Here is a 13,076-nt window from a genome sequence, read left to right as displayed (position 1 = left end):
CACCATGGCGGATCTGACGCGGCGTGGGCTACTCGCCGCCGGCGCGCTCACCCTGCTCGCCGGATGCGGCGACGACCAGCCTCGGCAGCAGGCCGCGGACGGCAGGCCGCAGGGCACGGTCAACGTCTGGCTGCACGGCTCGCAGGACACCGGCCGGCAGTTCCAGGAGCTCGTGCACCGCTACATGGCCGACTTCCAGATCGACGTGAGGCTGCTCTACCTGCCCGTGGGCCAGCTCGACGCCAAACTGCTGACCGCCTTCAGCGGCGGCGCCCCGCCCGACGTCTTCAAGATCGGCCACTGGAGCTTCCCCGCGCACGCCAAGAAGAAGCGGCTCGCGCCCGTCGACACCAAGGCGCTCTCGCTGCAGAACTACGAGCCGGGCACGACCACCCCGCTCAGCTACCAGAACGTGCCCTACGGCGTGCCCATCGACTTCAACCCCTGCATGCTCTACTACCGCAAGGACCGGTTCAAGGAGGCCGGACTCGACCCCGACGAACCCCCGGCGACCTGGGAGGAGGTCGCCGAGTACAGCGCCAGGCTGACCTCGGGGGACCGCAGGCGGGTCGGCCTGCAGTGGCTCTACGGCGACCCTCAGTGGGCCCTCATGATGCTCACCGCCCTCATCCAGGGCAAGGGCGGCACCTTCCCGTCGCTCGCCACCGAACACGGCATCAACGCCCTGACGTACATGTCGGGGATCGGCAACCCCAAGCTCTCCAACCCCCTGGGCGCGCTCGGCCTGTTCTACTCCGGCGAGGCCGCCATGGTCGTCAGCGGAGCCTTCCTCGGTCCCGCGCTGGAGAAGCTGGGCAAGGACAAACTCACCTTCGGCAAGCAGTACGGCGTCGCGCCCATCCCCACCTGGGCCGGCGGCCGGTCCGTCGTTCCCGCCTACACCTGGGGCTGGGGCGTGGCCAAGGACTCGCCCAACCAGTTCACCGCCTGGCACCTCGTCAACTACCTGCAGGGCGCCCCGTCGGTGACCGCCAACCTCGACAACGGCATCATCATCCCGGCCAAGGGCTGGCGTGAGGCCGGACCGCGCGGCAAGTCCGAGATCATGAAGATCGTCGCCGACAGCCTCCCGCACGTCGACTTCGGACCGATCATCCCCGGCACCCTCGAACTGGCGAAGGCCGCGGCGAGCGCCATCGACTCCGTCGCCCACGGCAAGTCGAACCCCGCCCAGGCCGCGGCGACCTTCGACTCCGCCGTGCGACTGATCCAATGAGAACCCGGCCCCAGGCCACGGCGGGTGTGGCGCTGACCCTCCCGGTGGCCGTGTTCTTCGTCGTGTTCTGGCTCGTCCCGTTCCTGGCCGCCATCTATCTCAGCTTCACCGACTACGAGATGGCGGGGACGCCCAACTGGATCGGCCTCGCCAACTACGAGCGCATGTTCGCCGACCCCGGCTTCCTCAACTCGGCGTGGATCACCGTCGTCTACACGGTCTGCACGGTCGTCCCGACGATCGTGCTGGCCCTGCTGGTGGCCGTGCCGCTGAGCAAGCCGGGACGGCTCAACCGCCGGCTCAGGGCGCTCGTCATGATCCCGGCCGTGATGCCGCTGGCCGCCACGTCCATGGTCTGGGTGATCATCTACTCCGACCGCGGCCTGGCCAACACCCTCATCGGCCTGGTCGGGATCGAGCCGCAGTCCTGGCTGACCAGCTCCGACCTGGCCATCTGGGCCCTGGTCGTGATGGTCGTCTGGAAGAGCATGGGGCTGTTCGTGATCATCCTGACCGCGGGCCTGCAGGCGCTGCCCGGCGAGGTGTACGAGGCCGCCGCCATCGACGGCTCGGGAGCGGTGACCACGTTCACCCGGATCACGATCCCCCTGCTGCGCAGGACCCTGCTGTTCGTCCTGGTCATCTCGGTGGCCGGATCGATGCAGGCGTTCGTGCCCGCCTTCCTGCTCACCGGCGGCGGGCCCGCCGACGCCACCCAGGTCCTGCCGTACTACATCTGGGCCAACGCCTTCCCCTACGAGCACATGGGCTACGCCGCCGCGATGGGCATGGTCCTGCTCGTCGCCATGGTGATCGTCTCGGCGCTGCAGTTCGGGTTCCTGAAGGGCGGCGACGAATGAGGATCCTGCGCGCCACCTGGCTGATCGCCGCGGTCGGGGCGATGCTGCTGCCGGTCTACGTCATGCTCGTCGTCGCCTCGGCGCCCGACGACACCGACCTGCGCGGGCTGGTCTTCAACGGCTTCCACCTGCCCGAGAACATCAAGGTGCTGTTCGGCGCCGGCAACCTGCCCACCTACCTGCGCAACAGCCTCATCCTGTGCGTCGGCACCGGCCTCCTGGACGTGATCTTCTCGGCCGCCGCCGGATACGCGATGGCCCAGTTGTCCTTCCCCGGCCGCCGGGTCCTGTTCGCGCTGGTGGTCGGCACGCTCGCGCTCACCCCGATGGTCCTGGTCATCCCCGTCTTCCTCATCGTGAAGGAGCTCGGCTGGGTCAACACCTTCCAGGGCATGATGGTGCCCGGCATGATCAGCGCGTTCGGCGTCTTCCTGGTGCGGCAGTTCGCCCTCGGCATCCCGAAGGAACTGCTGCTGGCCGCGCGGGTCGACGGCGCGGGGGAGTTCCGCATCTTCGCGCGCATCGCCGTACCGCTGCTCAAGCCCGCGCTCGTCACCCTGTTCCTCGTGCACTTCCTGGCGCAGTGGGACAACCTGCTGTGGCCCCTGATCGTGGCCAACGAGCAGGAGCTGTGGCCGTTGCCGGTGGGGCTGGCCAACTTCCAGAGCGAGGTCGGCATCACCTACCACCTGACCACCACCGCGGCACTGGTCACCGCCGTGCCACCGTTCATCCTGATGGTGGCGCTGCAGCGCTACTACGTGGCGGGGCTCACCTTCGGAGGGCTGAAACGATGATGGACTGGATTGAAACGATCGTTTCGCAGGGCATCAGGCGTCCCGGCTACCCCGCCGACGACTGGACCGCCGCGTGGGCCGCCGAGCGCTTCACGGAGTTCGGGCTCCACGACGTACGGCTGGAGCCGGTCGAACTGCCCGTCTGGCGGCCGGTCCTCGCCTCCTTGGAGGTGCGCCGCGACGCCGATCCGTCCCGGGTCGTGCGGGTGGCGGCGTCGGCCCTGCCGTACACCACACCGAAGGCGATCGTGCGCGCGCCGGTCAGCCGCGAGGTCGTGCCCGGCGCGATCGTCGTGCCCGAATACACCTTCACCGAGCTGCCGCAGTCCTTCGTCAGGGATCTGGCGACGGCCGTGCACGACCCCGAGGGCGTCTTCGACGAGCTGGTCCAGACGCTGCCGTTCCAGCTCGACTACCTCGACGTCATCCAGGGCGTCATGGACGGCGGCGCCGCCGCCTTCGCGGGGGCGCTGACCGGCGTGCCGTGGGAGACGCGCGACTACTACGTCCCCTACGACGCCGTGCACCGCGACCTCCCGGCCGTCTGGCTGTCGGGCGGCGACGCGCGGCGGGTGCTCGAACTGGTCGACGACGGTCCCTGCACCGGCACGCTCACCGTCGAGTCGGAGACGGGCCCGGCCCTCTCGCACAACGTGATCGGCACGCTCCCCGGCCGCTCCGACCAGTGGGTGATCATCGGCTCGCACCACGACGCGCCCTGGGCCTCCGCCGTCGAGGACGCCACGGGGATCGCGCTGGTGCTGGCCGCCGCCCGGTACTGGGCGGGCGTGCCCGAGCGGGACCGGCCGCACAACCTGATCTTCCTGCTCACCGCGGGCCACATGGCGCACGCCGCGGGCACCCGGGCCTTCATCGAGACCCACCGCGACCTGCTGGGCGACGTCGTCCTCCAGCTCCACCTGGAGCACGCCGCCCGGCGGTGCGTGGCCGTGGACGGCGAGCTGGTGCCCACCGGCGATCCCGAACCCGGCTGGTGGTTCACCACCAGGAAGCCGGAGCTGGAGAGCCTGGTGGCGAGCGCCCTCGTCGCGGAGGACTTGAAACGTTCGTTCGTGCTGCCGCCGGATGTGTTCTCCCCGATGCCGCCCACCGACGGGGCGTTCTTCCACCCGGAAGGGGTGCCGCTCGTGCACTTCCTGTCGGCTCCCATGTACCTGTTCGACTCGGCCGACACCCTCGACAAGGTGCACGAGCCCAGCCTTGAGCCGCTCACCCGGGCGGCGATCAGAATCGTCGAAGGGACGGCCGGATGGCGCCGGGCATGATCGTGCGAACCACCGCCGGGCTGGTCGAGGGCAAGACCGAGGAGGGCGTGCTCGCCTTCCTCGGCGTGCCGTACGCCGCCCCGCCCTTCGGCGGGCGCCGCTTCGGCGCGCCCGCGCCCGCGCCTGCCTGGCAGGGCGTACGGCCCGCCGTCACCCACGGCCCGGCCGCCCCGCAGGCGGCGGGGGAGGACATCGGCCTGTACGCGCCCGACGTCTTCGAGGCCGGCGAGGACTGTCTCAACCTCGACATCCGCACCCCCGCGCCCGGTGGGACGGGGCTGCCGGTCCTGGTCTGGATCCACGGCGGCGCGTTCTCCATCGGCGGCAACGGTGCCGCCTGGCACCAGGGCCACCGCTTCGCCCGCGACGGCGTGGTCTGCGTGGCCATCAACTACCGGCTCGGCTTCGAGGGCTTCCTGGCCCTGGAGGACGCCCCGCTCAACCGGGGTGTGCTCGACTGGCTGGCCGCGCTGGAATGGGTACGCGGCAACATCGCGGCCTTCGGCGGCGACCCCGGCAACGTGACGATCGCCGGTCAGTCGGCGGGCGCCGCCGCCGTCGCGACCCTGCTGACGATGCCCCGCGCTCAAGGGCTGTTCCGGCGCGCGATCGTGATGAGCGGCTCGGCCGGCCTGGTCGCCACCGAGCAGGAGGCGCGCGACTACGCCAAGACGCTCGCCACCCGGCTGGGGATCCCCCCGACGAGGTCCGCCTTCGCCCGGCTGTCCCCTTCGGAGCTCGTCGCCGAGCAGCCACCGCCGCTGGCGGGCGGTTCCGGCGGGCTCAGCGAGTCGGTGCCGATCAAGCCGGTCGTCGACGGCGAGCTGATCCCCGCCGTCCCGCTCGCCGCCCTGCCCGCGAGCGCCCACCTTCCGCTGCTGGTCGGCTGTACCTCTCAGGAGGCCGACGTGTTCGTCCGCCGCATGGCCGCCGACGTCGACGAGGCCTCAGCGCGGGCTCTGCTCGACCACCTCGGCGTCCAGATCGACGAAGCCGGTCTCACACCCGCCGAGCGGGTCGGACGCGCCTTCACCCAGCACCTGTTCACCCGCGAGACACGCTGGATCCGCGAGGCCAGGCCCGCCTACGCCTACGAGTTCCGGTGGGAGTCGCCCGTCGAGAGCCCGGTGGGCGGCGGACGCGTGGGCGCGGTCCACAACCTCGACCTGCCCTTCGTCTTCGACGTGCTCGACGCGCCCGGCGTCGAACGCACCGCAGGGCCGGACGCGCCGCAGGAGCTGGCCGACGCGATGCACGCCGCGTGGGTCCGCTTCGCCCGCACCGGCGATCCGGGCTGGCCACTTGATCTTCTACGGAGGTTCTGACATGCCGTCCTACTCGAGCGCGGTCGCGCCGGCCCCGCTGCTTGGCGAGACCATCGGCGACAATTTCGAGCGTACGGTGGCCCGCTTCGGTCACCGTGAGGCCCTGGTGGACGTGCCCTCCGGCCGCCGCTGGACCTACGCCGAGCTCGACGCCGACGTGAACCGGCTGGCACTCGCGCTCCTGGCCTCCGGCATCGCCAAGGGCGACCGCGTCGGCATCTGGTCGCCCAACCGCGCCGAATGGGTGCTCGTCCAGTACGCCACGGCCAAGATCGGCGCGATCCTGGTCAACGTCAACCCCGCCTACCGCGCCCACGAGCTCGACCACGTCGTCAGGCAGTCGGGCCTGCGCCTGCTCATCAGCGCGCTCACGCACAAGGGCAGCGACTACCGCGCGATGGTCGAGGAGATCGGGTTCGCCGACGTCGTCTACCTCGGCGAGCCCGGCTGGGAGCGACTGCTGGCGCTGACCGCCCCCGAGGAGCGGCTGCGCGAGCGCATGGCGTCGCTGAGCGCCGACGACGCGATCAACATCCAGTACACCTCCGGCACGACCGGCTTCCCCAAGGGCGCGACGCTCTCGCACCACAACATCCTCAACAACGGCTTCTTCGTCGGCGAGATGCTCGGCTACACCCCGGATGACCGGATCTGCCTGCCCGTGCCCTTCTACCACTGCTTCGGCATGGTGATGGGCAACCTCGGCGCCACCTCCCACGGCGCGTGCGTGGTCATCCCCGCGCCCGGCTTCGACCCCGATGCGACGCTGCGGGCCGTACAGGAAGAAAGATGCACTTCCCTGTACGGCGTGCCGACCATGTTCATCGCCGAGCTGGAGCTGGCCGCCCGCTTTGACCTGTCCAGCCTGCGCACCGGCATCATGGCGGGCTCGCCCTGCCCCGTCGAGGTGATGAAACGCGTCGTCACCGAGATGAACATGGCCGAGGTCGCCATCTGCTACGGCATGACCGAGACCTCGCCCGTCTCCACCATGACCAGGCCGGACGACAGCCTGGAGCGCCGCACCGAGACCGTCGGCCGGGTGATGCCGCACGTCGAAGTCAAGATCACGGACCCGGAGACCGGGCTGACCGTGCCGCGCGGCGAACCCGGCGAGCTGTGCACCCGCGGCTACTCGGTGATGCTCGGCTACTGGGACGAGCCCTCGAAGACGGCCGAGGCCATCGACGCCGCCCGCTGGATGCGCACCGGCGACCTGGCCACCATGGACGCCGACGGCTACGTCAACGTGGTCGGCCGGATCAAGGACATGGTCATCAGGGGCGGCGAGAACGTCTACCCGCGCGAGGTCGAGGAGTTCCTCCACCGCCACCCCGACGTCGCCGACGTGCAGGTGGTCGGGGTGCCCGACGAGAAGTACGGTGAGGAGCTCATGGCCTGGATCGTCATCCGCCAGGGCGGCACACCGCTGACCGCCGAGGCGGTCAGGGAGTTCTGCGCGGGCAGGCTCGCCCACTACAAGATCCCGCGCTACGTCCACGTCGTCGGCGGGTTCCCGATGACGGTCACCGGCAAGATCCGCAAGGTCGAGATGCGCGAGGAGGGCACGCGCCTGCTCGGGCTCGGCCCGTGAGCCTCGGGCGTGGTCTCAGGCCGCGCCACCTCACATTCCGCGGCGGTGCGGTGTCGGACCGGTGAGACGCCGCCCGGCACCTGGGCGGGTCGTTGATCCGCAGAAGGGAACCCCGCCATGTCCACGACGACCGAGCAGAACGGCTTCCGGTCGCGGCTGCCCGACCTCACCCAGGCCTTCCCCGGACTGGCGGCACTGTCCGGAGCCCTGCGCAAGGCCATCTGGGACGGTCCGGTCCCGAAGGCCGTCATCGGCCTGGTGACGCTGCGTGCCGCGCAGATCGCCTGTTCGCGCGGGCATCCGCCCACTACGACGACCGGGCGCTGTGGACGCTCACCATGGCGACCCTCCCGTCCCCGTCCTGACCCGCCATCCGGTACGGCTTCCGCCACGGACGGCGGGAGCCGTACCGGCCGATGAAGGGTTGCCGGGGCGGCGGTGCCGAGGCGCGACATGGGTGAGGACCTCCTGAAGGAAGCCCCGCCGCTCATGAGTGGGCGGCGCGGAGCGCGTCGACAAGGGTGCCGAGGGCGTGGCGGTAGGTGTGTTCGGCCGGGGTGGCGTAGCCGATGACGATGGCGGGTGGCGCGTTCCGCCGCTGGTGGTAGAAGGGCGACAGGCCCTCGACGTGGACGCCGCGTCGTTCGAGATGGCCGAGCAGGGAAGCCTCGGAGCCGGTGTGCGCGGGGAACTGGAGCACGGCGTGCAGACCGGCGGCGATGCCCGACAGCCGTGCGTGCGGCAGGTGCTCGGTGACCGCCTGGCCGAGGAGGTCGCGGCGGCGGCGGTAGCGCGTCCGGCAGTGGCGGATGTGCCGGTCGAGTTCGCCGGTCTGGATGAGCCGGGTGAGGACGAGCTGGTCGATCACGTTGACGTACGACTCGTCCCGGCGGGTCGCCTCCTGTAGCGGGTCGACAAGGCCGCCGGGCAGGACGAGCCAGGCGAGGCGCAGGCCGGGGGCGATGGTCTTGCTGGTGGTTCCCACGTAGATGACCCGGTCGGGGGCCATTCCCTGGAGCGCGCCGACCGGGCGGCGGTCGTAGCGGAACTCGCCGTCGTAGTCGTCCTCCACGATGAACCCGCCGGACCGCCTGGCCCAGGAGACGAGCTCGACCCGCCGGGCCGGGCTCAGCGTGACCCCCAGCGGGTACTGGTGGGCGGGGGTGACGACGGCGGCCGATTCGTCGGTGAGCCTGTCGACGATCAGCCCGTCCTCGTCGACGGGGAGGTGGCGCGCGCGGTGTCCCAGCTGCTCGATGAGGGCGGGGTAGTCGGGCTCGGTGGGATCTTCGAAGGCGATCGCGCTCCCGGCGCGGGCGTGGTGGCTCAGGACCCGGCACACCAGCCGGAGCGCCTGGGCGTATCCGGCGCACACCACGATGTGGGCCGGAGAGGTGGCGACTCCGCGAGCGCGGCCGAGGTATTCGGCCAGCGCCTGCCGCAGTTCGACGGCGCCGGTCCGATCCCGGTAGCCGAACGCGGTGTTGGGCGCGGTCCGCAGGACGTGCCGCGTGGCGGCGAGCCACTGGCGTCGCGGGAACGCGGCCAGGTCGGGAAAACCCGATCGAAGATCGATTCCCGGTACGGCCGGCAGCGTCGCGTGCGACGGGCGTGGGGGCTCGGCGGGCGGGGCGGGCTGCGGCGCCACGCGCAGGCCCGAGCGCGGCTTCGACTCCAGGTACCCCTCGGCGACCAACTGGTCCAGGGCCTGGGTGACGGTGCCGCGGGAGACCCCGAGGTCGCTCGCGAGCGCCCGCGACGAAGGCAGCCGCGTTCCCGGCGCCAGCCGCCCGCTGCGTATGGCCTCACGCAGAGCGAGCTCGAGCCCGGCTCTCAGCCCCTCACCGATGCCTGGCTGAAGATGAAGATCCAAACCCGATCTGGACCATTGATCCCGCATAAATCTGGACTATATCCCTGGGCCAGATGCCACCTACGTTGAAGGGCATGAGGCACCTTGCCATGGCCATCGGGCTCACGGAGTACTTCCTCGGCCAGGCCGCCCCCGCGGTGACGGAGGCGGCGGCGGAGGCGGATCGATCGGACGGCGACCGATTGTGGGGCATCGCCCGATGGGCCGGACGCGTGGCCCGTCCCGGCCGCGCCGTCAAGTACCGGGTGGTGTCAGGCGGGACCGGCGGTAGGCGCTCGGGGTGATGCCGTAGGCCCGGCGGAAGGCGCGGGAGAAGGAGGAGGTGTTCGGGAAGCCCCACTGGGCGCCGATCACCTGGATGGGATGCCGGTGTCCGGCCGGGTCGGCCAGTTCTTCGCGGCATCGTTCGAGGCGGCGTCGCCGTATCAGCGCGGACACCGTGTCGCCGCGGCCTTCGAAGAGGGAGTAGAGGGTGCGGAGCGAGATGTTGTGGCGGGCGGCGACGGCCTGAGGGGTGAGCCGGGAGTCGGCCAGGTGGTGGTCGATGAAGGCGTCGATGCGGTGCAGCAGTACCTGCCGGCGGGTTTCCGCCGGAAGGTGCCGCCATCTGGCGAGTTGCTGGGCGAGCAGGCCGGAGGCGAGGTCGAGCGCGGTGCGTTCCAGGACGCGTAGGCCCAAGGGCGTGCATTCGGCGGCGTGATCGTCGATGGAGGTCAGGAACCGGCGAAGGATGGCGCCCAGCCCTTGGCGGGTGCCGAACCGGTGGCCGAGGGCCGCGTCGAGCTGCTGCTGGGGGAGGGGGATCGTGCCACGGGGGAGGCGGAGGAGGGTGACCGCTGTGTCGCGGGGGCCGGGCGATCCGGCCGAGTAGGGGTGTGAGGTGTCGAACAGGACCACGTCCCCGGGGTCCATGACGCTGACGGTTCGCCGCTGGGAGATCGCCTTCCGCCCGTGGGTGATCAGCCCGAGCAGGTAGTCTTCCGGATCGCTGCGCCGGATCAGGTGTGGCGTACGCCAGGCGAGATGGTCGGACTGCACGTGCTGAGACAGTTCGATCCGGCCCAGGCGCAGCACGCGTGCCGATGCCTGGAAGCCCGCGGGGTCGGTGATCCGCAGCCGGTGGGGCGCGATGGTCTGTGCCACCACGTCCTGATACCAGTCCGTCCTCTCGCGCGCGGGAACGTCGTCCGTGGCCACCCGTACCCACACAGCCGCCTCCCTTCCTTTAATTAGTATCCTACATATACTATCTATAGGACACTATAAGGGTTTAAGGTCATTGACATGCAGGACAAGAGGGCGGAGCCCGACGTTTCCGAGCACGTCAAGCGGCTGTGGCGCCTTTCTCCGGGGCACCAGCGCGGGCGCCCGGCCGAGCTCGACGTGGAACAGGTAGTGCGCAAGGCGATGGAGCTCGCCGATCGCGACGGCCTGGGCGGCGCGACACTGCCCAAGGTCGCCGAGGCGCTGGGATTCACGAAGATGTCGCTGTACCGCCACGTGGGCTCCAAGGATGAACTGTGCGAGCTGATGGGCGACCTGGCCATCGGCCCGGCGCCCGAGGTCGACGAGGCCGCCGGCTGGCGGGAGGCTCTGCGGCGGTGGACGCTGACCAGCCGCCGGGTCTACGGGCGCCACCCCTGGCTGGCGCAGTTGCCCATCACGGGCCCGCCCGTCGGGCCGAACGCGATCGGCTGGATGGACGCGTTGCTGCGCGCCCTCCGGGAGACCGGCCTCGACTGGCCGGAGAAACTCGGCATCCTGAACCTCCTGGGCGGATACGTCCGCACCGCCAGCGCCCTGGAGCAGCAACTCACCCAAGGCCGCCTCGACAGCGGACTCGACCAGGCGCAGAGCGAGCGCGACTACGGGACGGCCCTCTCTCCGCTCGTGGAGCCGGCCCGCTTCCCGGAAGCGGCCAAGCTGTTCGCCTCCAGCGTGTTCCGGACGCCCGCGGAAGAAGGGGCCGAGGACGAGTTCGGTTTCGGTCTGGGGCTGATCCTCGATGGGATCGAGGCGCTGATCGCCGCGCAGGCGGATATCCGGCACGGATCTTCGCAGGGGATCCACTGAATCGGGGGCTCCCTTGTGGCAGCGCGTCTTCACCGGCTTGGCCGTACTCGTGTTCCTGGCCATCGCCGGGATGATGGTCCTTCTGGTGGTCGCGGGTCCCGACTGAAGCCGGGGCCCGACTGAAGCGGGTCCCGGCTTCTAGGCATGCCAGAGGGCGGCGAGTTGCCGAGTGGCCAGCCGTTTCGGGATCAGGCGCAGCATGGCGTCGCGTAGCCACGCCGGCGCGCCCGTCAGGGAGGTCAGCCGCGACTGCCGGGCCGCCGCCAGCAGAATGCGGTTGGCGCGGGGACGGCGCTCGGCGTCGTAGCGGCGAAGCCGCTGGACGACCTCTCCCGGTTCGGCGCCGGTCAGGTGCCGGGTCACCGCGGCCGCGTCCTCGAAGGCCTGGCTGGCCCCCTGCCCGAGGTCGGGTGACATGGCATGCGCGGCGTCGCCGAGAAGCGCGATCCGGCCGGACACGTACGAGGTCAGCGGCTCGGCGAGCTTGACGATCGGGTCGACGTGGATGGCCTCGGCCGGAGTGTCCGCGATCACCCTGAGGACTCCGGGGTGCCATCCGGCCATCATCGCCAGCACCTCCCGCCGCCCCTCCTCCGCGCTGGGGGGCGGGCCGTCCCGCGGGGTGTCGGTGTACCAGTACAACGCGTCGTCACCGAGGGGGAACAGGCCGAAGTTCGCTCCGGTGCGCCGATCGACCATGATGGCCGCCAGCAGGCCGTTCTCCTGCAGCTCCGGGCTTCGGGGGAGCGTGCCGCGAAGGTCCATCCGGCCGGTCCGCCTCGGCCCGGGGTGGCCGGGGAACAGGTGCGTGCGCAGCTTGCTTCGGACGCCGTCGGCCGCGATCGCGGCGTCGACCGTCTCGACGGGACGCCCCTGGCCGACCACCGTGACTCCGTCGGGGCCGGGTTCCAGGCGTTCGACGGGCAGGCCGGTGCGTACCAGGCCGTCGGGCAGCGGGGCGCGCAGGGACCGGTGCAGCTCCGCCCGGTCCACGACGGCGGCGGCGCCGAACTCTCGCTGCGCCCGGGTCGAGTCGGTGACCAGCAGTGGCCGTCCGCGCCAGTCGCGCAGGCCCGCGTCGGTGGCGGGCAGGGACAGCGTACGGACGTAGCCGTCCAGCCCGAGCTCCCGCAAGGCCCGGGTGCCGTTCGGCATGATCACCACCCCGGTGCCCGCCTCCCGGAGTTCGGCGCCCCGCTCGTACAGGCTCACCTCGTGACCCTGGCGGTGCAGCCCGACCGCCGCCGCGACGCCCCCCAGCCCCGCGCCCACCACTGCGATCCGCATGCGTCCTCCATTCACTACGATCGTACTAGTACGAAGGTAGCAGTACGTCGGTCACAGGAGGGTGAGCATTCTGGTGAGGGCGGTTTCCGCCCAGGCCCGCCAGGCGGCGTGACTCCACCGGCGCTCCGCGACCAGCAGCGTGTAGGTCTCGGGAGACAAGATCGTCAGCGCGATGTCGGCGGCGGTCTCCGGTTCCATGTCGTCGCGCAGCGGCGTCTTGCCCGCCAGGGCCCGGGCGAAGACCTGCTGCACGGTCAGGCGCTGCCGCAGGTTGGTCGCCCAGAGTTCGCTCAGGTCGGGATCGGTGGGCGCGGCGCTGCGTACGGCGTCCAGCAGGGGCGCTGCACGCAGGTAGATGTCGCCCGCCCCCGCGGCCTGGCGGCGGAGCTGCCCGCGCGGGTCGGGATCGGCCACCGCCTCCCGCGCCCACGGACGCTCCAGCGTCGGGATCGGCCGGTCGTCGCCGGCGACGGCCCGGTCGAGCGCGGCGGCGAGGATCGCCTTCTTGGTGCCGAAGGAGTAGTAGACGGTCTGCTCGCCCACTCCGGCCGCCGCGGCGATGGCGCCGATGCTCGTCAAGGTGTAGCCGGCGCTGGTGAACAGCTCTGCCGCCGCCGCGACGACACGTGCCCTGGTGGCCTGTGCCCGTGCGGTGCGGCCGTCCACCTGCTGTGATCTTTCTCCCATCCACTTGACTGTAGCAGCACTACAAAAACATTCTTGTAGTCGGACTACAAAAAGAGG

General features: G+C 70.9%; 13 protein-coding genes. 9 read left to right on the top strand and 4 right to left on the bottom strand.

Annotated elements, in window-relative coordinates:
- Positions 1 to 4 precede the first annotated feature (4 nt).
- From ACIBKY_RS52505 to ACIBKY_RS52475, 7 genes are all read left to right on the top strand, one after another.
- Entirely contained in the window at positions 5 to 1,237 is a 1,233-nt protein-coding gene (locus ACIBKY_RS52505; RefSeq protein ID WP_397109789.1) for an extracellular solute-binding protein, read from the top strand.
- Positions 1,234 to 2,097: a carbohydrate ABC transporter permease gene (locus ACIBKY_RS52500; RefSeq protein WP_397109787.1), complete on the top strand. Its 864-nt coding sequence runs from the start codon at positions 1,234 to 1,236 to the stop codon at positions 2,095 to 2,097. Before ACIBKY_RS52505 ends, ACIBKY_RS52500 begins: the two co-directional genes overlap by 4 nt.
- Entirely contained in the window at positions 2,094 to 2,894 is an 801-nt protein-coding gene (locus ACIBKY_RS52495) for a carbohydrate ABC transporter permease (RefSeq protein ID WP_397109785.1), read from the top strand. Before ACIBKY_RS52500 ends, ACIBKY_RS52495 begins: the two co-directional genes overlap by 4 nt.
- Entirely contained in the window at positions 2,891 to 4,180 is a 1,290-nt protein-coding gene (locus ACIBKY_RS52490) for a M28 family metallopeptidase (protein WP_397109783.1), read from the top strand. The genes ACIBKY_RS52495 and ACIBKY_RS52490 overlap by 4 nt, the downstream gene beginning before the upstream one ends.
- Positions 4,177 to 5,505 carry a carboxylesterase/lipase family protein gene (locus ACIBKY_RS52485; protein WP_397109781.1) on the top strand — a complete coding sequence of 443 codons (1,329 nt, stop codon included), beginning with the start codon at positions 4,177 to 4,179 and terminating at the stop codon, positions 5,503 to 5,505. Before ACIBKY_RS52490 ends, ACIBKY_RS52485 begins: the two co-directional genes overlap by 4 nt.
- 1 nt (position 5,506) lies before the next feature.
- Positions 5,507 to 7,099, top strand: a complete 1,593-nt coding sequence (locus tag ACIBKY_RS52480; RefSeq protein ID WP_397109779.1) for an AMP-binding protein — start codon at positions 5,507 to 5,509, stop codon at positions 7,097 to 7,099.
- Positions 7,100 to 7,216: 117 nt separating this feature from the next.
- On the top strand, positions 7,217 to 7,519 hold the full coding sequence (locus ACIBKY_RS52475; protein ID WP_397109777.1) for a hypothetical protein: 303 nt from the start codon (positions 7,217 to 7,219) through the stop codon (positions 7,517 to 7,519).
- A gap of 67 nt (positions 7,520 to 7,586) precedes the next feature.
- Here ACIBKY_RS52475 and ACIBKY_RS52470 read toward each other — a convergent pair whose 3' ends face one another.
- Positions 7,587 to 8,972: a PLP-dependent aminotransferase family protein gene (locus tag ACIBKY_RS52470; RefSeq protein WP_397109775.1), complete on the bottom strand. Its 1,386-nt coding sequence runs from the start codon at positions 8,970 to 8,972 to the stop codon at positions 7,587 to 7,589.
- Between the two features lie 74 nt (positions 8,973 to 9,046).
- On the opposite strand from ACIBKY_RS52470, the gene ACIBKY_RS52465 reads away from it, so the two are divergent.
- Positions 9,047 to 9,256, top strand: coding sequence for a hypothetical protein (locus ACIBKY_RS52465; protein WP_397109773.1), 210 nt, complete (start codon positions 9,047 to 9,049; stop codon positions 9,254 to 9,256).
- Here the strand turns inward: ACIBKY_RS52465 and ACIBKY_RS52460 are convergent.
- Positions 9,207 to 10,181, bottom strand: coding sequence for a helix-turn-helix domain-containing protein (locus tag ACIBKY_RS52460; RefSeq protein ID WP_397109771.1), 975 nt, complete (start codon positions 10,179 to 10,181; stop codon positions 9,207 to 9,209). The two genes, ACIBKY_RS52465 and ACIBKY_RS52460, sit on opposite strands and share 50 nt — an antisense overlap.
- A 75-nt stretch (positions 10,182 to 10,256) precedes the next feature.
- Between ACIBKY_RS52460 and ACIBKY_RS52455 the strand changes: the two genes are divergently transcribed.
- Positions 10,257 to 11,045 (top strand): TetR/AcrR family transcriptional regulator, encoded by a 789-nt coding sequence (locus tag ACIBKY_RS52455; protein ID WP_397109769.1) that lies wholly within the window; start codon positions 10,257 to 10,259, stop codon positions 11,043 to 11,045.
- Between the two features lie 138 nt (positions 11,046 to 11,183).
- Here ACIBKY_RS52455 and ACIBKY_RS52450 read toward each other — a convergent pair whose 3' ends face one another.
- Together ACIBKY_RS52450 and ACIBKY_RS52445 are read right to left on the bottom strand one after the other, a co-directional pair.
- A complete protein-coding gene (locus ACIBKY_RS52450; protein WP_397109767.1) occupies positions 11,184 to 12,332 on the bottom strand; it encodes an FAD-dependent monooxygenase in 1,149 nt (382 codons plus the stop codon).
- A gap of 51 nt (positions 12,333 to 12,383) precedes the next feature.
- On the bottom strand, positions 12,384 to 13,019 hold the full coding sequence (locus tag ACIBKY_RS52445) for a TetR/AcrR family transcriptional regulator (protein WP_397109765.1): 636 nt from the start codon (positions 13,017 to 13,019) through the stop codon (positions 12,384 to 12,386).
- Positions 13,020 to 13,076 lie beyond the last annotated feature (57 nt).

The organism is Nonomuraea sp. NPDC050394 (assembly GCF_044459065.1).
GTDB lineage: Bacteria > Actinomycetota > Actinomycetes > Streptosporangiales > Streptosporangiaceae > Nonomuraea.
Note: the sequence above shows the minus strand (reverse complement) of the source record. Positions and strands in the feature narration are given on the sequence as shown.